The following is a 25,125-nucleotide window of genomic DNA, read 5'->3' as shown; positions in this document are numbered from 1 at the left end:
AAGCTGTAAGTCGGGCTATTTGCGAACAATAAGTGGTTTGTTGTCTCAGTGTTTCCTGCATGGCGCTAACCGGGCGTCATCGAGAGGCTCATCGGCCTGACGCAAAGGCTTGGCTGGACAAAAAACTCACAGTCCTTAACGATACCTTTGCAAACCGCATATTAAACAGAAGGCGTCCGGGCGTTATCCGGCGCGTCAGGGAGGACTGCGATGACAGCCGCAAAAGAGACAAGTTTCCGCGACTCAGTAGACTTGATGTTCAACCGCGCGGTCGCGCTGATGGATCTTGAGCCCGGCCTCGAAGAAAAGATTCGCGTGTGCAACGCGACCTACACTGTGCGCTTTGGCGTGCGTCTGCGCGGCCAGATCCAAACGTTTACCGGATATCGCAGTGTCCATTCCGAACATATGGAGCCGGTCAAGGGCGGCATCCGTTACGCCATGGGGGTCAATCAGGACGAGGTTGAGGCGCTAGCAGCCCTGATGACCTATAAATGCGCACTGGTTGAGGCGCCATTTGGCGGCTCCAAAGGCGGTTTGCGCATTGATCCACGCGAATGGGACGAGAACGAGTTGGAACGCATCACGCGCCGGTTTGCCTATGAGCTGATCAAACGCGACCTGATCCATCCAAGCCAGAACGTCCCGGCCCCCGACATGGGCACCGGCGAGCGCGAGATGGCGTGGATCGCAGACCAGTATCACCGCATGCACACCACCGACATTAACGCCCGCGCTTGCGTGACGGGCAAGCCGATCAATGCCGGCGGCATCCAAGGCCGGACGGAGGCAACGGGGCGTGGCGTACAGTACGCGTTGAAAGAGTTCTTCCGCCATCCCGAAGATATCAAGGCGGCAAACCTCTCTGGCAAGCTGGATGGCAAGCGAGTCATCGTGCAGGGCCTCGGCAACGTGGGTTACCATGCGGCGAAGTTTTTATCCGAAGAGGATGGCTGCCTTATCACTGCGATCATCGAACATGATGGTGCCCTGATCAATGACAAGGGCCTCAACGTCGAAGAAGTGCGCACTTGGATCGCAAAGCACGGCGGCGTCAAGGGCTTCCCCGACGCTGAGTACGTCAAGGAAGGTCCTAAAGTCCTGGAAAAGGACTGCGACATCCTGATCCCCGCCGCAATGGAGGGTGTCATCAATATTTCGAACGCCGGGAACGTCAGCGCACCGCTAATCATTGAGGCTGCGAACGGCCCTGTTACTGCGGGCGCCGACCAGATACTGCGCGAAAAGGGCTGCGTTATCATTCCCGACATGTTCGCCAACGCGGGCGGCGTCACGGTCAGCTACTTCGAGTGGGTCAAGAACCTGAGCCATATCCGCTTTGGCCGGATGGGGCGCAGGCAAGAGGAATCGCGTCACCAACTGGTCGTAGACGAGTTGGAGCGCCTGAGCGGCGATAAGGAACTTGGCTGGACGCTAAGCCCAGATTTTAAGCAGCGCTACCTTCGCGGCGCGGGCGAGCTGGAGTTGGTCCGCTCCGGCCTCGACGATACGATGCGCGCGGCCTATCAGTCGATGCGCGAGGTATGGCACGGCCGTAGTGACGTAACTGATCTGCGCACAGCTGCATATCTGGTGTCCATCGGCAAAGTGGCGGCCAGCTATCGCGCTCTGGGCCTTTAAGGCGCTTGCCAGCGCGGCGCGTGGGCGCTCGAACAGCTCCGGTTGTGCACCCACGCGCTGCCGGGGCCTGATGGCCCGTTCGTCCCGTGGGTCTAACTCACAATTCAATCAACTAACGATGAAATTAAGGAGCGACATGATCCGCCTCTCATATCTTGCCGTATTTGTTCTCGCTGCATCACCCACGCTTGCCGACAAGGCGCATGACCGTGGGTGCGCCGCCACGTCTGCCATCGTTGCGGATGCAGTAGCCTTGCGTGCTAAGGGTGCTGACCAGCCTAGCGCGCTTGCGGCGGTTAAGGCCAAGGTGCCGGATGCAAAATATGCCGCAACGGTGCCTCCGCTGCTGGACTGGGTCTACACCCTGCCGAAAGACCAGCTAACGGACGAGGCTGTGACCGCGTATAAGCAGGCCTGTCTCGCACAGCTTGGTTAAGTCGCCTTTGAGACTGGCCTGCGGCACCCAATTTCGCACTCTCTTTATAATCGTGAGCGGAACACCTTGGCGCTTGGCGCGCATTGGCCCATATTGCACCCATGTCTTTACCTCCCGGTTTCTTAGATGAACTGCGCACGCGCACGTCGCTGTCCCAAGTGGTCGGCCGCAAGGTCATGTGGGACACGCGCAAGTCCAATCAGGGCAAGGGCGACATGTGGGCGCCATGCCCCTTTCATCAGGAAAAATCTGCCAGCTTTCACGTCGATGATCGCAAAGGATTCTATTATTGCTTTGGCTGCCACGCCAAAGGCGACGCCATCAGCTTTGTCCGCGAGACCGAGAATGTAGAGTTTATGGAAGCGATCCGCATTCTGGCTGGTGAGGCCGGAATGCAGATTCCAGAACGCGACCCTCAAGCGCAAGTAAAAGCCGACCGCCGCACGCAGCTATCGGGCGTCATGGAGCAGGCGCAGCAACATTTCCGCCTGATGTTGAAGACCGCCGCCGGGGCAGAAGCACGTGCCTATCTTGAGCGTCGCGGCCTCGATGAAGCGACGCAGGAACGTTTCGGCGTCGGCTTTGCCCCGCAGGCGTGGCAGGGCCTATGGGATCATCTGACCGGTAAGAGTGTTGACGCGGACCTGATCATGGGCTGCGGTCTGGCCCGCCCCTCGCAAAAGGGCGGCACGCCATACGACGTCTTTCGGGGCAGGATTATGTTTCCGATCCATGATGCGCGCGGCCAAGTGATCGCCTTTGGCGGGCGGGCGATGGACCCGAACGACAATGCCAAATACCTCAACTCGCCCGAGACCGAATTGTTCGATAAATCCCGCACACTCTATAATTACGCACCCGCGCGCGAGGCGGCCGGCAAGGGGCAGCCACTGATCGTGGCCGAGGGCTATATGGACGTGATCGCGCTGGCGCAGGCCGGTTTCGGCGCGGCAGTCGCGCCGCTGGGAACCGCCGTAACCGAAGCGCAGTTGGCCCTGATGTGGCGCGCAGCGGACGAGCCGATCATGGCGCTGGACGGCGATCGTGCAGGACTGGCGGCGGCGCGGCGCGTGATCGACTTGGCCTTGCCTTTGCTGGAGGCCGGCAAAAGCCTGCGTTTCGCGCTGATGCCAGAGGGGCAGGACCCCGATGATATTTTGCGCGCGCAGGGCGTCGGCGCAGTTCGGGCCCTGCTAGAGGCTGCGCAGCCAATGGTGAGCCTGCTATGGCAACGCGAAACCGAAGGGCGCGATTTTGACAGCCCCGAGCGACGCGCGGCGCTGGATAAATCACTGCGCACTGCTATCAGCCTGATCCGCGATCCGTCGGTGCGCGGCCACTACGGGCAGGCGATCAAGGATCTGCGCTGGCAGCTGTTTTCAAACCGCGCTGCGCCGCGCCAATCTGGCGGCCAGCAAGGCGGGCAGAAACGCGAGGGCCGCTGGTCCAAGCCTGACCTCGCGGCGCGCGCAAGCACGAAATCCTCGCCGCTTGCCCGGTCCGATCCGCGGCAGCACGACCATATGCGCGAGACGGTCATACTGGCTGCATTCATATCGACGCCAGCGATTTTGGACGAATTTGAGGCAGCTCTGGAACGGCTGGACTGTTTTGATCCGTTGCACGCGCAATTGCGCGACTTGATCGTAGATCACGGAAGTAAGGGCACCGGGCCATTGGCGAGTGCGATTGCTGCGGCGCTGGGCAATGATGCCCTTGAAAAGCTACTGTCACTGCCCCATGTCGCACTTACACCGCCAGTTCGTAATCCCGGAAATGCCGGTCTAGCGCAGATGACGGTGGCCGAAGAATTGGCCAAGATTGCCGCAACACGCGGCCTTCAGGCGGAGATCGTGGACGCCAAGGAGGATATGGTTGGTGTCGCCGACGAGGCGGTGACTTGGCGTCTTGGGCAGGCTGCGGAGGCGCGAAACCGCGCTGTTCGTAGCGAGTATGAAGATCGCGCTGAATACGATCTGGCAGATAATGGCGCAAAGCTCAATCGCGGCGAACGTGAGGAGTTTCAGGCGCGGCTGGATAACATTACATTTTCGAAACCGCGCCGATGATTGGATTTTGGTGAGGTTTGGGTAATTAAAACAGGGTAAACAGATTGCGAATCACTTGTGCGCAGGGTGATTCGCGAATCGCTTCGAGCCGCGCGATGCGTACGCCCGCCACTGAGGAGACCTACATGGCCGCCAAAGATACCGACGACCAAAAGCCGGACAATCAGGACGCTGACATGTCCCTCGACATGAGCCAAGCCGCGATCAAGAAGATGATCAGCGAGGCGCGCGAGAAGGGTTTTATCACCTACGACGAGCTCAACAAGGTGCTGCCGCCTGATCAGGTCAGCTCGGAGCAGATCGAAGATGTGATGTCGATGCTGTCCGAAATGGGCATCAATATCATCGAAAATGACGAAGCCGAGGACGAGGAACTGCGCGGCACCGCTGTGGCCGAGGTGGGGCGCAGGGGCGAGATCACGCTTGGCTCGGGTAACGAGCAAAAGCTGGATCGCACCGACGATCCGGTTCGTATGTACCTGCGCGAGATGGGCAGCGTCGAGCTTTTGTCCCGCGAGGGCGAGATCGCCATCGCAAAGCGGATCGAGGCTGGCCGCAACACGATGATCGCAGGTCTTTGCGAAAGCCCGCTGACCTTTCAAGCGATCACAATTTGGCGTGACGAACTGGTCACCGAAGATATTTTGCTGCGCGATGTCATTGATCTTGAGACGACGTTCGGCAATCAGCTGGAAGGTGACGGCGAAAGCGTCGTCGACGCCGCCAATGTAACCGGCGCGCCATCTGCAACCAAAGAAGGTCCCGCAGAGCTGGACGCCGACGGCAATCCTATCGCCGCCGCAGACGATGATGACGAGGACGAAGACGAGCAGGCCAATATGAGTCTCGCCGCGATGGAGGCAGCGCTCAAGCCGTCCGTCTTGGAAACTCTGGACCATATCGCCGACGACTACTTGAAGCTGGCTGAAATGCAGGACAGCCGCATCTCTGCCACCTTGAACGAGGACGGCACGTTTTCGTCCAAGCAGGAGGACGTCTATCAAAAACTGCGCAGCGAGATCGTCGTGCTGGTCAATTCGCTGCACCTGCACAACAACCGGATCGAAGCGCTGATCGATCAGCTTTATGGCATCAACCAGCGCATCATGATGATCGACGGCGCCATGGTAAAGCTGGCCGATCAAGCGCGTATTAACCGCCGTGAATTTATTGATGAATATCGCGGTCGCGAGTTGGACCCGACTTGGCTGGACGATATGGCGCAGAAGTCTGGGCGCGGCTGGCAAATGCTGATCGAACGTTCAAACGACAAAGTGACTGAGCTGCGCGCCGATATGGCGCAAGTCGGCCAATATGTTGGTCTTGATATCAGCGAATTCCGCCGCATCGTTGGTCAGGTTCAAAAAGGCGAGCAGGAAGCACGCCTTGCCAAGAAGGAAATGGTCGAGGCGAACCTGCGTCTCGTGATTTCCATCGCCAAGAAATACACTAATCGCGGCCTGCAGTTCCTGGACTTGATCCAAGAGGGCAACATCGGCCTGATGAAAGCCGTCGATAAGTTCGAGTATCGTCGGGGTTATAAATTCAGCACCTATGCGACGTGGTGGATCCGTCAGGCGATCACTCGCAGCATCGCCGATCAGGCCCGCACTATCCGTATCCCAGTGCATATGATTGAGACGATCAACAAACTGGTACGCACCGGCCGCCAGATGCTGCACGAGATCGGCCGCGAGCCGACGCCAGAAGAGCTGGCTGAAAAGCTACAGATGCCGCTGGAGAAGGTCCGCAAGGTGATGAAAATCGCCAAGGAGCCTATCAGCCTTGAGACGCCAATTGGCGACGAGGAAGACAGCCAGCTGGGCGACTTCATCGAGGACAAAAACGCCGTCCTGCCGCTGGATTCGGCCATCCAAGACAATCTCAAGGAGACGACGACGCGTGTTCTTTCGTCGCTCACCCCGCGCGAGGAACGGGTACTGCGGATGCGGTTTGGCATCGGCATGAATACCGATCACACACTGGAGGAGGTGGGCCAGCAGTTTTCGGTCACGCGCGAGCGTATCCGCCAGATCGAGGCGAAAGCCCTGCGCAAGCTCAAGCATCCCAGCCGCTCGCGCAAGCTGCGTTCGTTCCTTGATCAATAAAGGGACATAGATCGAAGAAGTGACGCGAAACTTAGATATTTTTCGCGTCACTCTTCACTTTTGTTGAACTTTTCCTGCGCTAGTACGTTGTCCTTTCAGCTGGAAGGAAAACGTTATGAAACGCCTTATCGTCATCACTGCCTTATGCGTCCCGGTCGCGGGTCTTGCTACAGCGTTTGATGCATTAGATCGGACCGCTGCGAATACGTTTGAGATCCGCGTGTCTCAGGACGAACTAGACGATTGCCAGCAGACACTCCGCGAACTGCGGCAAGAGCCTGTGGTTACTGACAACGGGTGGCACTTGCCATTTTTCATGGCTGATGATGATCTGCCGACCTCAGTTTGCGTCGTTTCGATATAAGAGTACTGAAATTTCCGCATTGAGAGCTAGAGTAGCTTGTGTCTCCACTAAATCGACGTGGTGAATTACATCGGCGAAACTCCTGATTCACTTGCATCCTTATCCTTCCTGCCTAAAAACGCGCTGGCGTAGTAGCAGCTAGAACATCGGAGTTGACTGGCGCGCATAACAGCCCGCCAGCCTTATTTATGCGGTAGTTCAGCCAGTCGGCATAATCACTATTTCCTGCACATTCGCATGCTGAGGCTGGTCCAAAGCATAGACCACTGCGTTCGCGATGTTTTCGGGCTTCAGCTTGTCAGGCTTTGCTTCTTCAAAGAATGGAGTATCGACCATGCCCGGCGCGATGACGGTGCAGCGCCCTCCCCATTCGCGCATATCCGGCGTCATATTTCCTGCAAGGCCGTGGACAAACCATTTCGAGGCGCCATAAATCGAAGCAGGAATGTGCACGCGTCCTGCAACCGATCCGGTCAAAACAAGGTGGCCCTTGGCTTTCTTTAGCTCCGCATAGGCCGCTTTGATCGTCAGCAAAACGCCCATGATGTTGATGTCTACCAGTTTGCGCCATTCGTCAGGGTCGCCGTTCTCGATACCGGGCGTGTCCAATCCCGTACCAGCATTAGCGAAAACAGCATCAACCGAACCGAACTGTTGCACCGTCTTGGCAATCGCTTCCTGAAGTGCGGCTAAATCCGTGACGTCCCCAGGCACGGCGAACGCGTTGCTTCCAATCTCTTCTGCAAGGGCGACCAGTTTATCCTCGCTGCGGGCGAATAGGGCCACTTTCCAACCGGCCTGCGCCGCGTCCCGTGCAGTCTGTGCGCCAATGCCCGATGATGCGCCCGTGATAAACAATACCTTGCTCTGCATGTCTTAAACTCCATTTTTTAGTAATTCTAAAGGCCAACGCGTGCCTGGTGCAAAAAGGTCCGTCGTCTGTATGTGGGGTCGTGATTTCGCCTCTACCCAAAACCTTGCGGCTGACCTATAGTGCCTGTGGATAAGTGGGCGTCAGACCCAATCCCAAGAGGCAGAGACAGAGAAAGGGACACGCCAATGCGCTGCCCGTTTTGCGGAAATATAGAAACTCAGGTCAAAGATTCACGCCCCGCCGAGGAGCACGTGTCGATCCGGCGGCGCCGGTTCTGTCCGGGCTGCGGTGGCCGCTTTACCACTTATGAGCGCGTTCAACTGCGTGATCTGGTTGTGGTCAAAACCAATGGGCGCCGCGAGGATTTTGACCGGGACAAGCTGGAACGGTCGATCCGTATCGCCTTGCAGAAACGCCCGGTTGAGCCGGAACGCATTGAGCAAATGATCTCGGGCATCGTGCGCAGGTTGGAGAGCATGGGCGACACCGACATCCCCTCAAAGACTGTAGGCGAAATTGTGATGGAAAGCCTCGCGCGTATCGACACGGTCGCATATGTGCGTTTCGCTAGTGTTTACAAGAACTTTCAGGCGGCGGACGATTTTGACAAGTTTGTCAGCGAACTGCGGCCCGAGACCATGACCGGAGCCGAGAAGCCCGAAACGTGACAGAGGCCACCGATACGCGCCACATGCGCGCAGCATTGGTTCTGGGCCGCCGGGGGCAGGGCAACACATGGCCCAATCCGGCGGTCGGCTGCGTCATTGTCGCGGGTGATCGGGTCGTCGGGCGTGGCTGGACACAGCCGGGCGGGCGGCCACACGCCGAGGCGCAGGCGCTTGCGCAAGCAGGCGCAGCGGCGCGCGGCGCCACCGCGTACGTCACGCTGGAGCCTTGTGCGCATCACGGCCAAACACCGCCCTGCGCCACCGCTTTGGTGGAGGCGCAGATTGCCCGCGTCGTTATTGCCTGCGGTGACCCCGATACCCGCGTGGCCGGGCGGGGTGTCGCGATTTTGCAGGCGGCAGGCATCGACGTGCAGACGGGCGTGATGCAGGCCGAGGGCGCGCGCGATCTGGCTGGCTTTTTCAGCCGCATCACCCAGGGCCGTCCGGAGCTACTGCTAAAGCTCGCCACGTCGTTTGACGGGCGGATTGCAACGGCCAGCGGCCAGTCGCGCTGGATCACCGGCCCTGATGCACGGCGCGCCGTCCATGCGATGCGCGCGCGCCATGATGCGGTGATGATCGGCGCAGGCACCGCGCGCGCAGACGATCCAATGTTAGACGTGCGCGGGATGGGGGCGGTCAACCAGCCGGTTCGTGTGGTCGTCTCGCGCGGACTGGATGTGCCGCTAGCCTCGCGCCTCGCGACGAGCGCCGCCGAGGTCCCCCTTTGGCTGATCCATGGCCCGACCGCCGAAGAGGCGACCATCAAGACATGGCAGGAGCTTGGGGCGCGGACGATCAATTGCCCTGAGGATGCAGGCGGGCTGGACATGGCCGCTGCACTGCAAGCGCTGGGCAAAGCCGGCCTGACGCGCATTTTTTGCGAGGGAGGGGGTGCGCTGGCTGCCTCACTTCTGCGCGCGAGATTGGTCGACCAGCTGGCAGTTTTTACCGCCGGGTTGGCGCTGGGTGGGGATGCAACATCGGGCATCGGCGCGCTTGGCATCGATATGCTAAGGGCAGCGCCGCGCTTTGCCTTGGACGAAGTGCGCCCAGTCGGCGGCGACGTGCTGTCGCTTTGGCGCCGCGCCTAAGCAAAGCCGCACTGCATCAAAGGTTATGGAGTATAAGTTTAGGCTCGCGATCGTATCGTCATCTGCTGCGGTTCCGAATTCCGATATCCTGTTGGAGGAGGCGTTCAGATCGGGGCGAATTGCTTGGTTGCTGCGCTATATTGCTCGACCCGGCCCTCACCAATATCCAGCCAGACACCATGCAGCGTCAGCGTGCCCTTCTCCATCGCCGCCGTGACAAAAGGAAAGCTGCTCAGGTTCTCTAGCGATACTAGCACGGCCTCTTTTTCCAGTGCGCGCGTACGGGCCTCGTCGTGTTCGATATGGGCGACGCGGGCATGGCCGGGACGCAAAATATCCATCCAGCGCCCGACAAAGCTGTTGGGCTCGTCCATCCCCGGTGAGCGGCCCGAGCACATTTCGTCGCAGCCTTTGATGCCGCCGCAGCTGGAATGGCCCATGATGATCACATGCGCCACGCGTAACTCGCAGACAGCGTATTCCAGCGCCGCTGATGTGCCGTGCTGGCCGCCATCCGCGGTGTAGGGCGGCACGAGGTTGGCGATATTGCGGTGGATGAAAAATTCGCCCTGATCCGCGCCAAATATCGACGTGACATGTACCCGGCTGTCGCAGCAGGAAATCAGCATGGCACGTGGATGCTGTCCCTCTTGGGCCAGCGTGCGATACCAGCTCTCATTCTCGGTGTACGATGTCGCCTTCCAGCCGTGATAACGTTGGATCAGGTAGGGGGGCAGGGGGCGCGCGTGCTGCATTGTGTGGCCTTTACGACAGGAGAGTCGAATGACGAATAGACGGTATTCGCGGCTAATTCGACATAGAAATTGCGTGAGGACAGCCCTTTTGAGACTCGGCGAAACCTTTTGGGAAGGTTGGGCTGGCAAGTTCGCGAGGACGGATGCGCTGTGGGGCGGTCCGAACTGAAGTATAGTGAATTCGGGGTGAGCCGTGGAACAAGTGACAATGTTAAAACAAAAGGAGGCGGTTCGGCTGAATGCAGGACGCCTAGAGGAGTTATTCGCGCAGTTGGGCGAGGCTAGCGCCGAGGACGTTGTATGCCGCGCGCTGGAGGAGTTGGCCCTGCGCCTGTCGCACACGGAGCGGTGCCACCGTGAGGGGCGGCTGGCCGACATGCGCAAATCCGCGCGCAGTCTGGTTGCGATTGCCGATCAGATAGGAATGCAATTGCTGGCACGCGTCGCCGCCGACGTGACAGTTTGTGTCGATAGCCAAGATATGGTGGCCGTGGCCGCGACGCTTTCGCGCCTTTTGCGGATTGGCGATTCCAGCCTTAGCGAAGTGTGGGAGATGCAGGATCTGTCGATTTGATCCCTTGCGGGCGACGGTAGGGTGGCTAGGCTGGCGCAAACGCGGTGCGCCCGCCGCGCCTGCCCGATCCAGAAAGGTCGCGACCCTATGACGTCTGAACATTCTTCCACCTGCCTCGTATTTGCCGATGATGCCGCCGATGCTATCCCGCTTCATGTGATTGAGGCGGACGCGCTAGAGGCATGGTGCGTGGGCCAGTCTGAACAGACCCGCCGCTGGATCGCATCAAACAGGTTCAAGGCGGCGCTGGGGGCTAGCCTGCTGGTGCCTGGCGATGATGGCGCGCCTGTCATGGCGCTGGCCGGGTACGGCACCGCTGCGGCGCGCACGCGCGGGCGGTTTCATCTGGCCACCGTCGCCGCCGCGCTGCCTGAGGGGGGATATCGCCTGACAGGTCTTGATGCCGCCCGGCAGGAGGAGGAGGCACTGGGATGGTTGCTTTCAGGTTATGCCTTCAACCGCTATCACGAGGCCAGCGGCGCCAAGGCGAGACTGGTCGCGCCGGACGGCCTAGATGCCAACCGGCTAGAGGTGATTGCAGCCGGCGAGGCGCTGACCCGTGATCTGATCAACACGCCTGCCAATGACATGGGGCCAGACGCGCTTGAGACGGCCTGTGCCGATCTGGCTGCGAAACATGGCGCGGAAATGAACGTGACCCTCGGCAAGGACCTTTTGGAGGCGAACCTGCCGCTGATCCATGCGGTCGGACGCGCCTCGGATCGGGCGCCGCGATTGATCGACATGGCGTGGGGCGGCAGTGGTCCGCAGGTCACGCTTGTCGGCAAGGGCGTGTGTTTTGACACCGGGGGGCTGAACCTCAAACCTGGCTCCAGCATGGGCCTTATGAAAAAGGACATGGGGGGCGCCGCGACCGTGCTGGGCCTTGCGCATATGATTATGGCGCTAAATCTGCCGGTGCGTTTGCGCGTGCTGATCCCGGCGGTTGAAAACTCCGTCAGTGCTAATGCGATGCGGCCCGGCGACATCCTGACCGCGCGAAATGGTAAAACGATAGAGATCAACAATACCGATGCCGAGGGGCGCCTTGTGCTGGCTGATGCGCTGGCACTCGGGGCTGAGGGGACGCCCGATCTGATGATTTCTATGGCGACGCTAACGGGGGCTGCGCGCGTTGCTGTCGGCCCGGACCTTGCACCATATTACGCCGATGATGCCGCGCTTGTGGCCGCTATTGAGGCCGGAGCGGCGACTGCGTCGGACCCCGTTTGGCGGATGCCATTTCACGCCCCCTACGAGGCCATGATAGAGCCGGGGATCGCCGATCTGGACAACGCACCATCGGGCGGCTTTGCCGGATCAATCACCGCCGCGCTGTTCCTGCGCCGCTTTGCCGGGGATGTGCGTTATGCCCATTTCGATATCTACGGCTGGAACCCTGCTGCTGCACCAGCCCGCCCCAAGGGCGGCGTCGGCATGGGCGCGCGCGCACTTCTGGCCGCACTGCCGGACGCGCTGGGCATATGAGCGATCCCCGCCTGACACCCGCAAACGACCGCGTTGCCTCGGCGGTGCTGCGCGGGCAGATGCAGCACGCGAAGTTTACCGCAGGGTCTGCGCGGCGGGTTTGCTCGCCAGTTGCAGATTTGTCGCGCACCCCGGGCGGCGCGCGGACGCGCCAGTTGCTGATGGGTGCGCCTGTCACCTGTTTTGAACTATACGCAGGATGGGCGTTCGTGCAGGCCGAAGACGGCTACGTGGGTTATCTGCCAGAGGGCGCAATCAATGAGGCGCCGCAGCCGACCCATTGGGTCCACGTCCGCGCCAGTCACGCCTACACCCGCGCAGATCTGAAGTCGCCCGAACGTCTGCCGCTCAGCCATCTGTCACGCGTTCAAGTCACATCCCACACCGGCACCTGGGCCGAAACGCCGCTTGGCCATATACCGGCGCAGCACCTCAGCCCGCTGCCGATGCATGGTTCAGATCCCGTGGCCGCCGCAGAGATCTACCTCGGCACGCCCTACCTCTGGGGTGGCAATTCGGCGTACGGTATAGATTGCTCCGGCCTGGTTCAGGCTGGCTGCCGCGCCTGCGGAATCGACTGCCCCGGCGATAGCGACCTGCAAGAGGCGGCACTAGGCGATCCGCTGAACAGCGGGCAGGCTGCGCAGCGCGGAGACCTGATTTTCTGGCGTGGTCATGTTGCGTGGGTGTTGGACGCAGGCCACATTCTGCACGCGAATGCCCATTCGATGAGCGTCGCAATCGAGGGGTTGGAGGCTGCAGTGGCGCGCATCGACGCAGCGGGCGGCGGCCCTATCACCGTGCGGAAGCGGCTTCGATAGCACGCCCTACCAGTGCTCTGAACCAGTCCGAAGGATCTTAAATTAGTTAATTAGACGTCTGGAAGAACCTTACCGGGATTCATGATGCCATTCGGATCCAGCGCTGCTTTGATCGCGCGCATTGCGGCCAGCGCGGCGGGATCCTTGTACCGTCCCATGCTGGCGCGCTTGCTTAGCCCGATCCCATGTTCCGCCGAGAAGCTGCCGCCGAGGGCGAGTGCCGCATCCTCGACCGCGTCGCCAATCTGCTTGCACAACCCATCGTCTGGCCGGGTGGGGAATACGCCCAGATGCAGATTGCCATCGCCCAGATGGGCGACCGATACATCGGCCGCGCCGGGATCAAGGCGGGCGATGATCGCTGCGACATCGTCCAGAAACTGCTGCATCCGGTCAACGGGTACGGCAATATCGCGGTCCGCATATGGCTCGTGCAGGGTGATGACCTCTGCTGCAGCCTCGCGCCTTGCCCACATTTCGCGGCGTTGCGCCTCGTTCTGGGCGACGACGGCATCCAGTATCGCGCCTTCCTCGAAAAGCGCGCCCAGCACTGTCTCTAGATGTGCGGCGATGGGGATCTGGCCATCGTCGCCCGGTTCGGCATCGCGCGGGGCGATCGCGCCGACTTCGACCAGAATGTTCACGTCGTAGCAGTCCTCAAACGGCTCGCGGTGCTGTGGCGATAGCTCCAGATATGTCTCCATATACGCACGGGGCATGTACTCGAACGCTTGCACCGCGCCGCCTGTTTCTTGTTGCAGACGGTTCAGCAGGTCCAGCGCGTCCGTCACCGACCGCACGGCAACCATGGCTGTGGCATTGGCGAGCGGGGCAGGGTGCAGCTTTATCACGGCGGCGGTGATAATGCCGAGCGTCCCTTCGGCCCCAATCAAAAGGTGGCGCAGGTCATAGCCGGAATTGTCCTTGTGGAGTTGGCGCATCAGATCGACGATATCGCCATTTGGCATCACCGCCTCGATCCCCAGACACAGATCGCGCGTGTTCCCATAGCGCAAGACGTTCGATCCACCGGCATTCGTCGACAGCGCGCCGCCGATCATCGCCGATCCGCGCGCGCCGAAAAACAGCGGGAAAATCAGGCCATGTTCGGCCACTGCATCATGGATGCTGGCCAAGATCACGCCTGCCTCGACGATGGCGATGCGGCCTGAGGCGCGCACTTCGCGGATCTTGTTCAGCCTTGCGACTGACAGCAGCAGTGCGCCGCCTGCCTCTGTGGCATCCGTCAGCCCGGTATTGCCGGCCTGCGGCACAATTGCCGTACCTGTCTCGTTCGCCAGCTTCACGATCTGCGATATTTCCTGCGCAGATCCAGGGCGCAGCACTGCCAGCGGCGTGCCGCGCTTGTGGCCCGACCAATCGGCATCGTACCCCGCCATATCGGCCCCGGTCAGGACATTCGCCGCGCCGATGATATCGCGAATTTTGTCCAGCATGCTCTAGAACGCCTTGAACGTGAGGGTCGTCTCGGTCCGCTCAATATGCGGAATTTGCAGCAGGTTCTCATTGATGAACTTGCCCACATCCTCAGCATCAGGAATGTACAGCTTTAGCAGCAAATCAAATGGTCCAGAGGTTGAGTACAGCTCCGAATGGAACTCGCGCAGGGCGATATCCTCGGCCACCTTGTAGGAGGTGCCGGGCTTGCAGCGGATATTAATGAAGACGCAGCGCATATAGGTATCCTTGGGTTTTTGGGCCAGTCAGAGGCGTGCGTGGCGCGCCCGCGAGCCGCGCTCAATCGCGGCTGCGTGCAGACGGTCTATATCCAGCTCATAGCGGATCTCTTCGAGCAGGCGCATCTCGCCGTCCCCAAGAACGCCGTCGGCAGCAGCGACGTCGCATGCCAGCGCATAGGCGGTCTCAAAAAGGCGCGTGGGCAGGCTGTCGCGGATTAGGCCAAAGAGTGCGTCCAGACCGTCCTCGTCGGTGAACAAATCAAACACCGTCTGCGCGATGATATTGATGCGATCCACGTCGTAATTGCCGAACACCGGTAGATTGTTTACGGCGCTCTCAATCTTGACCAGTTCGGCTGTGCTGATCTGCTCATCCGACGCCGAGACGGCGATCATCACGGCCACCAGACAATCCTGCGCGCTCAGCGGGTGGGTGCCTGCATCGGCCATGTTTTCGATCCTTTTCAAAACGGGGTCGTCGGGTGCAGATTATTGACCTTCGCGCCCCTCGGCAATAGGAAGCGGCGGACCCTTGCGCGCATCCCCGCGCGGGCAACACTTCTGGAGAGCATAATGTCCGATCTGCGCGATGCTGCGATGACCTCAAAGGCCTGGCCATTCGAAGAAGCGCGCCGTTTGGTCAAACGGTATGAAAATGGTGCGCCCGAAAAGGGCCATGTGCTGTTTGAGACGGGTTATGGCCCCTCAGGCCTGCCACATATCGGCACCTTTGGCGAGGTGCTGCGCACTACGATGATCCGCCGCGCGTTTGAGGTGATCAGCGACATTCCGACGCGGATGATCTGCTTTTCCGACGATCTGGACGGGATGCGCAAAATTCCCGGTAATGTGCCCCAGCAGGAAATGCTGGCCGAGCATATGCACAAGCCCCTCACCAGCGTGCCCGACCCATTTGGCACGCATGAGAGCTTTGGCCATCACAACAATGCGATGCTGCGCCGGTTTCTCGACACCTTCGGGTTTGAATACGAATTCTACTCTGCGCGCGAATTCTATGCCTCGGGGCAGTTCGACGAGGTGCTAAAGCGGGCCGCCGAGCGCTATGACGAAGTGATGAAAGTCATGCTGAAGTCGCTCCGCGACGAGCGGCAACAGACTTATTCGATCTTTCTGCCCATCCACCCCGAAACGGGCCGGGTTCTGTATGTGCCTATGAAGAACGTGGATGCAGTTAACCACACCGTGACCTTTGACGACGAGGATGGCCGTGAATGGACGCTTCCGGTGACGGGCGGCCATGTGAAGCTGCAATGGAAGCCTGACTTTGGCGCGCGCTGGGCGGCGCTTGACGTTGATTTCGAAATGTACGGCAAGGAACACGCGACCAATACACCGATCTATGACCGCATCTGCGAGATCTTGGGCGGGCGTAAGCCCGAGCATTTCAGCTATGAGCTGTTCCTTGATGAAAATGGCCAGAAGATTTCCAAGTCCTCTGGCAATGGCATCAGCATCGACGAATGGCTTACCTACGCCTCGACCGAAAGCCTCAGCTATTTTATGTATGCCAAGCCTAAAACGGCCAAGAGGATGCATTTTGACGTCATCCCCAAGGCCGTGGACGAGTATCACCAGCAACTGCGCGCTTATGCCGGGCAGGATGCAGCGGCGCGGGTTAACAACCCGGTGTTCCACATCCACCCGGACGGCGTGCCGACGAGCCGGATGGTCGTGCCCTTCTCGATGCTGCTGAACCTAGCATCCGTCGCGGGCGCCGAGGAGAAGGGCCAGCTATGGGGCTTTATCCAGCGCTACGCGCCGGAGGCGAGCGCCGAGACGAACCCCGATATGGACCAGGCTGTCGGCCATGCGCTGCGCTATTACACCGATTTCGTGAAACCAGCCAAGGTCTACCGCGCCGCGACCGAGATGGAGCGGGAAGCGCTAGAGGAATTGCGCGAGCAACTGGCGCAGTATGACGGACCCCGCGACGATGAGGCGTTGCAATCTGTAGTGTACGGCGTGGGCCGCGACCGCTTTGATCCGCTGCGCGACTGGTTCAAAGCGCTTTACGAGGTGCTGCTGGGCGCATCCCAAGGGCCGCGTTTCGGCGGGTTCATCGCGCTTTATGGAGTGGACGAGACTGTGCAACTGATCGACGACGCGCTCGCCGGAAAGTTCGTCAACGCTGACTGAAACTTGCGCTGGATCAATGCGGCTGCATTTCTACGCGGCCATTCTGAGTGCAAAAGTGGAGGCGCGCGATGAATTATACAGGTTTGGTGGGCGGTCTGATGGCGCTGGGCGTTCTGGCGGCGTGCATGGAGGCGAAGTCGATGCCCGAGGCGGGCGAGGGGCGGCAGCTATATCTCCAGAATTGTGCGGGATGTCACGGCCCCGCTGGCAAAGGCGATGGAAAATTTGCCAAAGGGATGAGCCCCGCGCCATCCGGTTTGACGCAGCTGGCGATGGGCGGCACGTTTCCCCGCGTAAGGGTGCTGTCGACCATCGACGGATATCACCGCGCGCAGTTGCCGAGCCAGCAGATGCCTGAATTCGGCGCGCTTCTGACCGGAGATACGGTGCCGGTCGATACTGGCGACGGCGTGATGACGCCGGTGCCGCGCCCACTGGCCGCGCTGCTGAGCTATCTGGAGAGCATTCAGGAAGGCTGAGCGAGGCCGGCCTCCTGCATCAAGCGCGCAGCCTCTTCGGCAAGTAGGCGCTCTTCGCCCGCACCGCCGATGGGCGTGCGCCCTGCCTCGAGAAATAGTGGGGCGGCCAGCGGAGTGACGCGGGGCAAGCGAACCAGATCAATCCGGCCGTCGATGCGCGCAATCATTTCCTCGATCCGGCCAAAATCGACAAGACCGCGCATCGCCTCGGTGCGCGTGATGCGCAGCAGCAGGTGATCCGGGTCGTATTTGACCAACGTATCATAAAGAATATCGGACGAAAAAGTTGCCTGCCGTCCCGATTTGCGCGCCTGCGGCAGGTTGCGCTGGATCAGCCCGGCAATGGTGGCGGACGCGCGGAACGTCCGCTTCATCACCGCATTGCCCGTCAGCCAAACGTCCAGGCCCTCGCGCAATGCTTTGGGGTCGAAAAGAGGTTCTGCGTTCATCAGGGGTTCAAGCCCCCAGATAAGGGTCGCGTAATCGGTCGAGACAAAGCCTAGCGGGTCTAGTCCCAGCTCTTCCATCCGCTTGCTGAGCAAAAGGCCCAATGTCTGCTGCGCATTGCGGCCCGCAAAGCCATAGATGCAGGCATGTTCGCGCCCGTCATGCGGAAAGCTCTCGATCAGCAATCGCCCGGACTGCGGCATTTGCGACAAACGCCGTTGAAGGTGCAGCCATTCAGCAGTGTGTGCGGGCAGGGCGGGCCAATCCGGCTGTGCCAACATATCCAGAATACGTTGGCTGAGCTGCGTCGAGGTGGCGAATTTTGTACCGCCAAAGGTGGCAATCTTGGGCTTTTTGTTGCTAGAGCGGCTAACCTCGACGGTCATTTCGCGCAAGCCCTCGTAGCGCACGACCTGCCCGCCCATCAAAAATGTATCGCCGGGCGTCAAGGTGGCGGCGAATGATTCCTCAATCTCGCCCAACGGCTTGCCGCCGCGGCCGCGCTGCATTTTTACCTTCAGCAGGTCGGTGTCCTGAATGGTGCCGATATTCATGCGGATAATCTGTGCGGCGCGCGGATCGCGCAGGCACCACAGGCCATCCCGCTGGACCAGCCGCTGCCATTTATCGTAGGCGCGCAGGGCGTAGCCGCCAGTCGCGCAGAATTCCAGGCAATCGTCGAATTCGGCCCGGGTTAGCGCGGCGTAGGGGCCGGCGGCGCAGACCTCGCTGTAGAGGGCGTCTGCGTCGAACGGCCTTGCGCAGGCGGCGATCAGGATGTGCTGGCAGAGCACGTCCAGCGGCCCGGGGCCGCGTGGATCGCCATCAAGCTCGCGCGCGCGGACGGCCTGCAACGCGGCCACACATTCGACGACCTCAAAACGGTTCGCCGGCACCAACAACGCTTTTGACGGTGCGTTGTAGCGGTGGTTTGCACGGCCAATACGCTGTACCAAGCGTTTGACGTTTTTCGGCGCGCCGACCTGAATGACAAGGTCCACATCGCCCCAGTCGATGCCCAGATCAAGCGATCCGGTACAGACAATCGCACGTAGTTCGCCGCGCTGCATCGCGCCTTCGACCCGCTGGCGCTGTGTGCGGTCAAGGCTACCGTGATGGATGCCGATGGCGAGGTTTCCGTCATTCGCCAGCCAAAGATTGCGAAAGAAAATCTCGGCCTGCGCGCGGGTGTTGTGGAAAATCAACGTCGTATTGTGCGCCTTGATCTGCTCCAGCACGGCAGGGATCGAGTAGGCCGCGCCGCCGCCCGCCCATGGGGGCGGCTCTGCCACCTCCAGCATCTCGATGTCAGGCTCCGGTCCGGGGTCTGCCATGATAATTTCGCAAGGGTCCGGATGGCGCGCGAGAAACCGTGCGATGGCGGCGGGGTCCTCAACCGTGGCCGACAGGCCGACGCGGCGCAGACCCGGGCACAGCGCTTGCAGACGGCTAAGCGCCAGCATCAGTTGATCGCCGCGCTTGCTTTCGGCTAGTGCGTGGATCTCGTCGATCACGACGCGTTGGAGACCCGCGAAAATGCGCGGCGCGTCCTCATAGGAGGTCAACAAAGCAAGGCTCTCGGGGGTGGTCAGCAGAATGTCGGGTGGGTCCGCGCGCTGGCGGCGTTTTTGCGTGTACGAGGTGTCACCAGTGCGATCCTCAATGCGGATGGGCAGTGACATCTCGGTTACGGGGGTCGTCAGATTGCGGCGGATGTCGCTCGCCAGCGCTTTTAGCGGCGAGATATAGAGAGTGTGTAGACCCTTGTGTCCACCCTCGCTGAGTTCGGCCAAAGTTGGCAGAAAACCCGCCAGCGTCTTGCCGCCGCCGGTAGGCGCGATCAGCAGCAGGGACGGATCATGCGAACGCTCCAGCATCTCCTGCTGGTGGGGATGCACCGACCAGCCGCGCGCGGCGAACCAGTCGGTAAACTTGAGGGGCAGATCGGTCATGCCGCCTATATAGGGCGTTTTTTGCCGGGGGCAGCCAGCCGCCTCTCAATTCACGATTTCGCTGTCCTCGACGAACATGTTGGCCCATGCACGGTCGATTAGATCGGGGGTCATCTGGTAAGGAATCCCCTCGAATTCACAGATCGAGATCATCTGATCGATCAGGAAAACGGGCTGATAGTTCGCATAGACGTTGTCGATCTCGGGATACTTCTTCTTGAGCAGATGGACCAACGATGGCTCATTCAAGGCGATCTGTTTCTTGCGCGCGACCATGGCAAAGATTTTGAGGAAGTCGGCCTGGCTGGGTCCGTCAATCTTGATCTTGTAGAAAATCCGGCGCAGAGCGGCTTGGTCAAATATCTTGTTTGGGTGAAAGTTAGTCGAGAATATCGCAAGCGTATCGAACGGCACCTCGAACTTCTCGCCCGACTGCAAAGCGAGAATATCCTTAGATTCCTCTAGCGGGACGATCCAGCGGTTGACGAGGTTTTGGGGCGGCTCGGCTTGTCGGCCAAGGTCATCAACGATGAAAATACCGCCGGTTGATTTCAGCTGCAACGACGCCTGATAGGTGCGCGCGGTTGGGTTATAGACCAAATCCAGCATGTCCAATGTCAGCTCGCCGCCTGTGATCACGGTGGGCCGCTCGCAGCGGACATAGCGCGCGTCGAACGTGCGGCGACGGCGCAGGGAGTTTGGATCGTCCGTCTCGGCCTCGGCCTTGGAATGGACGATGGGATCATAGACCGTGATGACCTGCCCCGCGTATTCGATGGCCATCGGCACGTAGATCTTGTCACCCATGGCGTCGCGTATGCCATTGGAAATACTGGATTTACCGTTGCCGGGCGGTCCATACATCAAAATCGACCGACCCGCACTGACCGCGGGGCCTAGCTGGTCCAGCAGGCTGGGCGGCAGGACCAGATGGCCCATCGCGCCGGTCAACTGGTCGCGCGTGATCTGGATTTTACGGATCGACTGCCGCTGAACCTGTTCGGCATACACGGCCAACGGGACCGGCATCGGGCCGAAGTATTCGGACTGCGCCAGCGCATCCAGTGCGCGTGCCTTGCCCATATCGGTCAACTGGTAGCCCATCTCGCTGCCTTGTGTCGCGCTCATCGTGCCAGTTGCCTCGATCAGGCGCTGCTCGCGCGCGAGGTCCACAAGCTCTTGGGTCACGGTGCGGGGCAGGCAGATGGCGATGGCGATGTCGCTAACCATGTCCACGTTCTTACGAAAGATGGTTTTCAGCAGGATGTCACGCATCATGACCACACTTAGGCGCATGTCCTGGATCGTGACGGGCGGCGGGGGCGGCTGCACCCCTTCGCGGGGCGTGACTTGCATGTTCATGGGATTGCGGCCTCGGCTGTGGAAGTTCGGAACTTCTACCGCTTATGCCGCTGGATCATGGGCAAATTGTGACCGTGCATGGGCATGCGCGCGGCACGCTACGATCCGGCCAGCGCACCTTGTGCCAAATAGATCGCCAGCGCGCCGCCCAGCGACAGGCCCATGGGGTACTTGCCCTCGCGCGTCCAGCTGACCCAGTGGGGCGCAAGGCGGCGCAGCGCGGTATGTTTGGCGGTGCGATGGACGGCAAAGCCGAAAATCATGGTGGCGGCAAGAATCAGCAGCAGCATCCCCAGATCCCCTATCGCAATAAAAGGTGCGGCGGCGGCGGCGAATTTCGCATCGCCAGCCCCCAGCGCGCCAAGAGCATTCAACGCGATCCCGGCGACCAGCACCACTATCAGATGGACGAACCGCCATGCGTAGATATCGAAGGGCAGGGTAAGCAGGCCAACGACAACATAAACCGCAACCAGAGCCATCACGGCCTTGTTCGGGATCTTCATGTCGCGCAAATCGCTCCAGGCAACCCAAAGGCAGATGGGCAGGACGAAGGGCAAAAACCACATGGCGGCGTAGGCTGAAATATACATGCGCGTCGCCCCTTGGCGTCAGGCTTAAATTAATTGGTGGCAGTGCCTTCCAGCGCAGACAGGCTGCGTGCGGCCGCCTCAAAGTGCTGGGGGTGCGTTTCGACGGCGTCGCGCAGCAGGCCCTTGCCCGTCTCGACATCGCCTTTTTTGATCGCCGAAAGGCCCAGCGTATAAAGCAACTGCGCGCGTTCGGTCTGGCTGGTGGGCATAACGGGCAGAGCGTAATTGCCCTGTGCCCCGCGCGCCAGAATCAGGTTGTTCTTGGCGGTAAAGAGCGTGGTGTCCTGACGGATGGCGTCGGAAAACAGACGCTCGGCATCGGCATAATCGCCGCGGCTTAGCTTGGAATAACCCCAATTATTCATAACGTTAGCCGGGCGGGTGGTCAGGCCCACTGCCGTCTCGTAAAAGCTGTCGGCCTTCTTCCAGTCCTTGTTGCTGTCGGCGACCATTGCCTCCAGCCGGTAGCGCTTGAACGTCTCATAGGTCGGCGGCACGGCATTGAGGGCGGCCTCGGCGCGGTCCCACTCGTTATTGCGGATCAGCGCATCGGCTAGGTCGACGCGGTCCTCGTCAGTGGCGTCTTTGTGATCGACCACTTTTTTCCACGCTGACACGCCCTCGGTTCCACGGCTGGCCCGCACCAGCGATTTGGCGAGGCCGCGTTGCAGGTCGATGCGGTCCGGTTTTTCGGCCACGCTGCGCTGGAAATAGACGACGGCCTCGTTCGCATCTGAGACCGACAGCATCACGTCGCTCAGGTTCGACTCGTCGACGACATTGACGCCTTGAAACTTGCGGTCAACGTCTTCTGTCTTGGATTTCTCGCAACCTGACAGGAAAAATGCCCCTGCGGCGCAGAGCGATACTAGGATGGGGTGGCGCATTTTTGCGTCCTTTACTGCCTTGCCTCGATCTCGATACGCGCCCTTTTGAGGGGTGACCGGTCAGGGAATGGACCGGATCAGGTAGTCGCTGCTACCGCGTCGCACCAATTTATACTCTTGATCTTGCGTGTCAGCATAGACCTGATTTTCCTGTTTTGCGAGTGCCAAGCGAAGATTGTCGCGGATTGAGTCACTTTCGCCATTATCCAGCGCATAAGCGCGGCGGAATACCTGCTCGGCTTCGGCGATTTCGCCCTGTTCCATTAGCGTGACGCCCAAGTTATTCCACGCCTCGGGCGAGCGTTCGTCCTTGTCGATTGCATCGCGCAAAAGCTGTTCGGCTTGTCCGACGCGGCCAAGGCCCAGATAGGCACTGCCGAGGCCAAGGAGCACTTCGGATGTCATGCCCTCGTCCAGTGCGGCGCGGGAAAATGCCTTGATCGCCAGCTCAAATTCGCCCGCTTCGATCAGGCGGTGGCCTACTGTCGCGGCATCAACGGATGTGCCGTTTTTGGCGATGCCGGGGGCAAATGCGCCATCAGGCTTGCCGCGCGTATCCGCGCAGGCAGCCAAGACGGCCGCAATCAGGGCCAGAGACAGAGTGGCGCGCGTTCGTATCATGCCTGGTCGCGTTCGCCCTGAATCACTTGGTGCAAATTGTGCTGCCTTGAATCTACTGGCCTTGAACAAAACGGCCCAAATTTACTGCGCCGACGCCGTCAGTTCCATGATGCCGACGATCGAAGGGCCAACCAGAATGATCAGCAATGGGGGTACTGTAAGCATCATGGTTGCCAATGTCATCTTTGTCGGCAGCTTGTTCGCCTTTTCCTCTGCACGCATGACACGCTTGTCGCGCATTTCGCCGGCATACACCCTCAAGGCATCCGCGATGGACGTACCGAAGGTTTGCGATTGGACAAGAACCGTCACGAAGCTAGAGATATCCTGGACGCCGCAACGCTCGGCCATCTCGTTCAAGACGGACGCCTTGTCGCGGCCGGCCTTAATTTGCTGACTGACGATCAGGTATTCCTCGGCAATAGCAGGATAGGAGGGGCGGATTTCATTCGCCACGCGGATGATCGACTGGTCCAGAGATTGCCCGGCCTCGACGCAGACCAGCATCATGTCCAGACTGTCGGGAAAGCCGTCTGTAATCTCCTCTTGGCGTTGCTGCTGGCGCTTTGTTACCCAGTATTTGGGTGCCATGTAGCCCACTCCGCCGGGGCCGAGGATGAACATCAGGATCTTGGCCGTGCCGATGTCGCTACTTGATTTGAATAGAACGTAGTAAGTGACGCCCAGCAGCAGGCCACCGACACCCAGCGCGAACTGGGCAAAGTGGAAATAGCGCACCGCATCGCGGTCACGATAACCGGCTTGCATCAGCTTCTTGCGCATTTCGCTTAGCTGTTTTTCGTCTTGCGGCTCTAGGAACCCGGCGTATTTATCCAGCTTTTCGTTTTTGGACCCGCGCAAACGCTGTTGCTGCGACGTGCCGGTCTTGCTTTCTTGCTGCGAGCGCTTGAGCTTGTCCAGCGGATCTTCGGGCCGGTTCATCATCAGGATCAGCGTCAGGGCGATCAAGAGAATGCCCAGCGTGCCGACCGCGATGATCGGGCCAAATGGCCCCAGTGCGCCGGTTAGGATGTCATTGAGGAAGGTCATGGAATGATCCTTTTCAGACTTTGATGTTCACGAGGGCGCGCATGACAAACAGATTGACCGTCAGGAACACACCCACCACGAGGCACGCGGGGATGAAGGCAGGGTGATCGAGCACGTTGTCATAATAGTTCGGATCAAGCAGCTGGATACCGACAAGCGCCATAAGCGGGAAACCTGACAGAAACTTGCCCGACCATTGCGCCTCGGCGGTGATCGCCTTGACCCGCCGGAAGAGGCGAAACCGGGCGCGGATGACCGTGGCGAGACCGGCGAGGATCTCGGCCAGATTACCGCCTGATTGCTGCTGAATGGCCACAGCCACGGCGAGAAAGCGCAGATCCTGCATGTCCAGCCGCTCGGCCATTTCCTTGAGCGCCTCGCCAAGGTCGCGGCCATAAGCGGCCTCGTCCGCGATCATGCCGAACTCGCTGGCCAGCGGATCACCGACCTCGCTTGCGACGATCGCAATGGCCGAAGTGAATGGATGCCCCACCTTGAGCGAGCGAACCATCAGCTCAATCGCGTCAGGCAGTTGCTCTTCCAGCAGGCCCATGCGCTTTTTCGCCTTCATGGAAATCCACATGAAAATGCCACCTACGCCCATAACAACAGACACCGCAGCGCGCACCGGCAGCGATGTGCCCGTGCCGATGGTCAGCCCGATAAAGGCCAAGAACGAGACCCCCACCATCAAAAGCATCAGCTGCTTGGGCGAAAATGCGATCGCGGCCTTTTGTGCCTTGGTCGCCAGAATTGAGTAAAGCGGGAAGCGGCGCGAACGCAGATGTTGCTGCATTTCCTTGCGCAGCTTCTCCATCACTTCTTCGCGGCGCCCGCCCTTGTCGAGCATTTCGAGGCGCCGATTGACCCGGCTGTTGAGGCTGATCGATTTGCCGAACACGGTCAGATAGATGCCCTCGACCAGCACAAGAACGCCGAAGAAGATCAGACCATAGATGATAGGCTCTGCACTGAGGGTCATGAC

24 protein-coding genes are annotated in these 25,125 nt (G+C 60.1%); 12 read left to right on the top strand and 12 right to left on the bottom strand.

Annotated features, from left to right (window positions below):
• Positions 1 to 210: 210 nt before the first annotated feature.
• The 5 genes from MK6180000_RS13670 (at position 211) to MK6180000_RS13650 (ending at position 6,618) form a co-directional block, all read left to right on the top strand.
• Positions 211 to 1,641 (top strand): Glu/Leu/Phe/Val family dehydrogenase, encoded by a 1,431-nt coding sequence (locus tag MK6180000_RS13670; protein ID WP_138935234.1) that lies wholly within the window; start codon positions 211 to 213, stop codon positions 1,639 to 1,641.
• Between the two features lie 136 nt (positions 1,642 to 1,777).
• Positions 1,778 to 2,077, top strand: coding sequence for a hypothetical protein (locus MK6180000_RS13665; RefSeq protein WP_138935233.1), 300 nt, complete (start codon positions 1,778 to 1,780; stop codon positions 2,075 to 2,077).
• A 101-nt stretch (positions 2,078 to 2,178) separates the two neighbouring features.
• Complete coding sequence (gene dnaG, locus MK6180000_RS13660; RefSeq protein ID WP_138935232.1) at positions 2,179 to 4,146, top strand: DNA primase; 1,968 nt, start codon at positions 2,179 to 2,181, stop codon at positions 4,144 to 4,146.
• 125 nt (positions 4,147 to 4,271) lie between these two features.
• On the top strand, positions 4,272 to 6,254 hold the full coding sequence (gene rpoD, locus MK6180000_RS13655) for an RNA polymerase sigma factor RpoD (protein ID WP_138935231.1): 1,983 nt from the start codon (positions 4,272 to 4,274) through the stop codon (positions 6,252 to 6,254).
• Positions 6,255 to 6,369: 115 nt separating this feature from the next.
• The gene (locus MK6180000_RS13650; protein WP_138935230.1) at positions 6,370 to 6,618 is read left to right on the top strand and encodes a hypothetical protein; all 249 of its coding nucleotides are present in this window, start codon (positions 6,370 to 6,372) and stop codon (positions 6,616 to 6,618) included.
• A 198-nt stretch (positions 6,619 to 6,816) separates the two neighbouring features.
• Here the strand turns inward: MK6180000_RS13650 and MK6180000_RS13645 are convergent, their stop codons facing one another.
• On the bottom strand, positions 6,817 to 7,491 hold the full coding sequence (locus MK6180000_RS13645) for an SDR family oxidoreductase (RefSeq protein ID WP_138935229.1): 675 nt from the start codon (positions 7,489 to 7,491) through the stop codon (positions 6,817 to 6,819).
• 186 nt (positions 7,492 to 7,677) lie between these two features.
• Here MK6180000_RS13645 and nrdR point away from each other — a divergent pair, with 186 nt between their 5' ends.
• Positions 7,678 to 8,160 (top strand): transcriptional regulator NrdR, encoded by a 483-nt coding sequence (gene nrdR, locus MK6180000_RS13640; RefSeq protein ID WP_138935228.1) that lies wholly within the window; start codon positions 7,678 to 7,680, stop codon positions 8,158 to 8,160.
• Complete coding sequence (ribD, locus tag MK6180000_RS13635) at positions 8,157 to 9,254, top strand: bifunctional diaminohydroxyphosphoribosylaminopyrimidine deaminase/5-amino-6-(5-phosphoribosylamino)uracil reductase RibD (protein WP_342777723.1); 1,098 nt, start codon at positions 8,157 to 8,159, stop codon at positions 9,252 to 9,254. The genes nrdR and ribD overlap by 4 nt, the downstream gene beginning before the upstream one ends.
• Positions 9,255 to 9,358: 104 nt before the next feature.
• On the opposite strand, the gene MK6180000_RS13630 is transcribed toward ribD, so the two are convergent.
• The gene (locus MK6180000_RS13630; protein WP_138935227.1) at positions 9,359 to 10,009 is read right to left on the bottom strand and encodes a carbonic anhydrase; all 651 of its coding nucleotides are present in this window, start codon (positions 10,007 to 10,009) and stop codon (positions 9,359 to 9,361) included.
• A gap of 208 nt (positions 10,010 to 10,217) precedes the next feature.
• On the opposite strand from MK6180000_RS13630, the gene MK6180000_RS13625 reads away from it, so the two are divergent.
• From MK6180000_RS13625 to MK6180000_RS13615, 3 genes are all read left to right on the top strand, one after another.
• Complete coding sequence (locus tag MK6180000_RS13625) at positions 10,218 to 10,583, top strand: hypothetical protein (protein WP_138936509.1); 366 nt, start codon at positions 10,218 to 10,220, stop codon at positions 10,581 to 10,583.
• 87 nt (positions 10,584 to 10,670) lie between these two features.
• On the top strand, positions 10,671 to 12,071 hold the full coding sequence (locus tag MK6180000_RS13620) for a leucyl aminopeptidase family protein (protein WP_138935226.1): 1,401 nt from the start codon (positions 10,671 to 10,673) through the stop codon (positions 12,069 to 12,071).
• Positions 12,068 to 12,892, top strand: a complete 825-nt coding sequence (locus MK6180000_RS13615) for a C40 family peptidase (RefSeq protein WP_138935225.1) — start codon at positions 12,068 to 12,070, stop codon at positions 12,890 to 12,892. The genes MK6180000_RS13620 and MK6180000_RS13615 overlap by 4 nt, the downstream gene beginning before the upstream one ends.
• Positions 12,893 to 12,942: 50 nt before the next feature.
• On the opposite strand, the gene MK6180000_RS13610 is transcribed toward MK6180000_RS13615, so the two are convergent.
• Genes MK6180000_RS13610 through MK6180000_RS13600 form a run of 3 tightly spaced genes read right to left on the bottom strand, consistent with a single transcriptional unit; the run spans position 12,943 to position 15,042 of the window.
• Entirely contained in the window at positions 12,943 to 14,349 is a 1,407-nt protein-coding gene (locus MK6180000_RS13610) for an FAD-binding oxidoreductase (RefSeq protein ID WP_138935224.1), read from the bottom strand.
• Positions 14,350 to 14,352: 3 nt separating this feature from the next.
• Positions 14,353 to 14,589 carry an Lrp/AsnC ligand binding domain-containing protein gene (locus tag MK6180000_RS13605; protein ID WP_138935223.1) on the bottom strand — a complete coding sequence of 79 codons (237 nt, stop codon included), beginning with the start codon at positions 14,587 to 14,589 and terminating at the stop codon, positions 14,353 to 14,355.
• A 27-nt stretch (positions 14,590 to 14,616) separates the two neighbouring features.
• Positions 14,617 to 15,042 (bottom strand): tellurite resistance TerB family protein, encoded by a 426-nt coding sequence (locus MK6180000_RS13600; protein WP_138935222.1) that lies wholly within the window; start codon positions 15,040 to 15,042, stop codon positions 14,617 to 14,619.
• Positions 15,043 to 15,165: 123 nt separating this feature from the next.
• On the opposite strand from MK6180000_RS13600, the gene MK6180000_RS13595 reads away from it, so the two are divergent.
• Both MK6180000_RS13595 and MK6180000_RS13590 read left to right on the top strand, forming a co-directional pair.
• On the top strand, positions 15,166 to 16,749 hold the full coding sequence (locus MK6180000_RS13595) for a lysine--tRNA ligase (protein WP_138935221.1): 1,584 nt from the start codon (positions 15,166 to 15,168) through the stop codon (positions 16,747 to 16,749).
• A gap of 68 nt (positions 16,750 to 16,817) precedes the next feature.
• Positions 16,818 to 17,228, top strand: coding sequence for a c-type cytochrome (locus tag MK6180000_RS13590; RefSeq protein WP_138935220.1), 411 nt, complete (start codon positions 16,818 to 16,820; stop codon positions 17,226 to 17,228).
• Here MK6180000_RS13590 and MK6180000_RS13585 read toward each other — a convergent pair.
• The 7 genes from MK6180000_RS13585 to MK6180000_RS13555 all read right to left on the bottom strand — a co-directional run bounded on the left by MK6180000_RS13585 (position 17,216) and on the right by MK6180000_RS13555 (position 25,122).
• Positions 17,216 to 19,627, bottom strand: a complete 2,412-nt coding sequence (locus MK6180000_RS13585; protein ID WP_138935219.1) for a ligase-associated DNA damage response DEXH box helicase — start codon at positions 19,625 to 19,627, stop codon at positions 17,216 to 17,218. The two genes, MK6180000_RS13590 and MK6180000_RS13585, sit on opposite strands and share 13 nt — an antisense overlap.
• A 45-nt stretch (positions 19,628 to 19,672) precedes the next feature.
• The gene (locus tag MK6180000_RS13580; protein WP_138935218.1) at positions 19,673 to 20,989 is read right to left on the bottom strand and encodes an ATPase; all 1,317 of its coding nucleotides are present in this window, start codon (positions 20,987 to 20,989) and stop codon (positions 19,673 to 19,675) included.
• Positions 20,990 to 21,087: 98 nt separating this feature from the next.
• Positions 21,088 to 21,582 (bottom strand): prepilin peptidase, encoded by a 495-nt coding sequence (locus MK6180000_RS13575; protein WP_138935217.1) that lies wholly within the window; start codon positions 21,580 to 21,582, stop codon positions 21,088 to 21,090.
• Between the two features lie 29 nt (positions 21,583 to 21,611).
• Positions 21,612 to 22,469 carry a tetratricopeptide repeat protein gene (locus MK6180000_RS13570; RefSeq protein WP_138935216.1) on the bottom strand — a complete coding sequence of 286 codons (858 nt, stop codon included), beginning with the start codon at positions 22,467 to 22,469 and terminating at the stop codon, positions 21,612 to 21,614.
• 60 nt (positions 22,470 to 22,529) lie between these two features.
• Positions 22,530 to 23,090, bottom strand: a complete 561-nt coding sequence (locus tag MK6180000_RS13565; RefSeq protein ID WP_138935215.1) for a tetratricopeptide repeat protein — start codon at positions 23,088 to 23,090, stop codon at positions 22,530 to 22,532.
• An 81-nt stretch (positions 23,091 to 23,171) separates the two neighbouring features.
• Complete coding sequence (locus tag MK6180000_RS13560) at positions 23,172 to 24,140, bottom strand: type II secretion system F family protein (protein WP_138935214.1); 969 nt, start codon at positions 24,138 to 24,140, stop codon at positions 23,172 to 23,174.
• A 13-nt stretch (positions 24,141 to 24,153) separates the two neighbouring features.
• Entirely contained in the window at positions 24,154 to 25,122 is a 969-nt protein-coding gene (locus MK6180000_RS13555; RefSeq protein WP_138935213.1) for a type II secretion system F family protein, read from the bottom strand.
• Positions 25,123 to 25,125 lie beyond the last annotated feature (3 nt).

This window comes from Roseovarius arcticus, from assembly GCF_006125015.1.
GTDB classification, from domain to species: Bacteria; Pseudomonadota; Alphaproteobacteria; order Rhodobacterales; family Rhodobacteraceae; genus Roseovarius; species Roseovarius arcticus.
Note: the sequence above shows the minus strand (reverse complement) of the source record. Positions and strands in the feature narration are given on the sequence as shown.

Excerpts from the sequence above, each read along its gene's own strand:
- MK6180000_RS13645 (WP_138935229.1), bottom strand. The coding sequence starts at position 7,491 with ATGCAGAGCAAGGTATTGTTTATCACGGGCGCATCATCGGGCATTGGC.
- MK6180000_RS13570 (WP_138935216.1), bottom strand. The coding sequence starts at position 22,469 with ATGCGCCACCCCATCCTAGTATCGCTCTGCGCCGCAGGGGCATTTTTC.
- MK6180000_RS13620 (WP_138935226.1), top strand. The coding sequence starts at position 10,671 with ATGACGTCTGAACATTCTTCCACCTGCCTCGTATTTGCCGATGATGCC.
- MK6180000_RS13590 (WP_138935220.1), top strand. The coding sequence starts at position 16,818 with ATGAATTATACAGGTTTGGTGGGCGGTCTGATGGCGCTGGGCGTTCTG.
- MK6180000_RS13650 (WP_138935230.1), top strand. The coding sequence starts at position 6,370 with ATGAAACGCCTTATCGTCATCACTGCCTTATGCGTCCCGGTCGCGGGT.
- MK6180000_RS13595 (WP_138935221.1), top strand. The coding sequence starts at position 15,166 with ATGTCCGATCTGCGCGATGCTGCGATGACCTCAAAGGCCTGGCCATTC.
- MK6180000_RS13630 (WP_138935227.1), bottom strand. The coding sequence starts at position 10,009 with ATGCAGCACGCGCGCCCCCTGCCCCCCTACCTGATCCAACGTTATCAC.
- rpoD (WP_138935231.1), top strand. The coding sequence starts at position 4,272 with ATGGCCGCCAAAGATACCGACGACCAAAAGCCGGACAATCAGGACGCT.
- MK6180000_RS13555 (WP_138935213.1), bottom strand. The coding sequence starts at position 25,122 with ATGACCCTCAGTGCAGAGCCTATCATCTATGGTCTGATCTTCTTCGGC.
- MK6180000_RS13600 (WP_138935222.1), bottom strand. The coding sequence starts at position 15,042 with ATGGCCGATGCAGGCACCCACCCGCTGAGCGCGCAGGATTGTCTGGTG.
- dnaG (WP_138935232.1), top strand. The coding sequence starts at position 2,179 with ATGTCTTTACCTCCCGGTTTCTTAGATGAACTGCGCACGCGCACGTCG.
- MK6180000_RS13575 (WP_138935217.1), bottom strand. The coding sequence starts at position 21,582 with ATGTATATTTCAGCCTACGCCGCCATGTGGTTTTTGCCCTTCGTCCTG.
- MK6180000_RS13585 (WP_138935219.1), bottom strand. The coding sequence starts at position 19,627 with ATGACCGATCTGCCCCTCAAGTTTACCGACTGGTTCGCCGCGCGCGGC.
- MK6180000_RS13610 (WP_138935224.1), bottom strand. The coding sequence starts at position 14,349 with ATGCTGGACAAAATTCGCGATATCATCGGCGCGGCGAATGTCCTGACC.
- MK6180000_RS13560 (WP_138935214.1), bottom strand. The coding sequence starts at position 24,140 with ATGACCTTCCTCAATGACATCCTAACCGGCGCACTGGGGCCATTTGGC.
- MK6180000_RS13615 (WP_138935225.1), top strand. The coding sequence starts at position 12,068 with ATGAGCGATCCCCGCCTGACACCCGCAAACGACCGCGTTGCCTCGGCG.
- MK6180000_RS13565 (WP_138935215.1), bottom strand. The coding sequence starts at position 23,090 with ATGATACGAACGCGCGCCACTCTGTCTCTGGCCCTGATTGCGGCCGTC.
- MK6180000_RS13665 (WP_138935233.1), top strand. The coding sequence starts at position 1,778 with ATGATCCGCCTCTCATATCTTGCCGTATTTGTTCTCGCTGCATCACCC.
- MK6180000_RS13670 (WP_138935234.1), top strand. The coding sequence starts at position 211 with ATGACAGCCGCAAAAGAGACAAGTTTCCGCGACTCAGTAGACTTGATG.
- MK6180000_RS13580 (WP_138935218.1), bottom strand. The coding sequence starts at position 20,989 with ATGAACATGCAAGTCACGCCCCGCGAAGGGGTGCAGCCGCCCCCGCCG.
- MK6180000_RS13605 (WP_138935223.1), bottom strand. The coding sequence starts at position 14,589 with ATGCGCTGCGTCTTCATTAATATCCGCTGCAAGCCCGGCACCTCCTAC.
- nrdR (WP_138935228.1), top strand. The coding sequence starts at position 7,678 with ATGCGCTGCCCGTTTTGCGGAAATATAGAAACTCAGGTCAAAGATTCA.
- MK6180000_RS13625 (WP_138936509.1), top strand. The coding sequence starts at position 10,218 with ATGTTAAAACAAAAGGAGGCGGTTCGGCTGAATGCAGGACGCCTAGAG.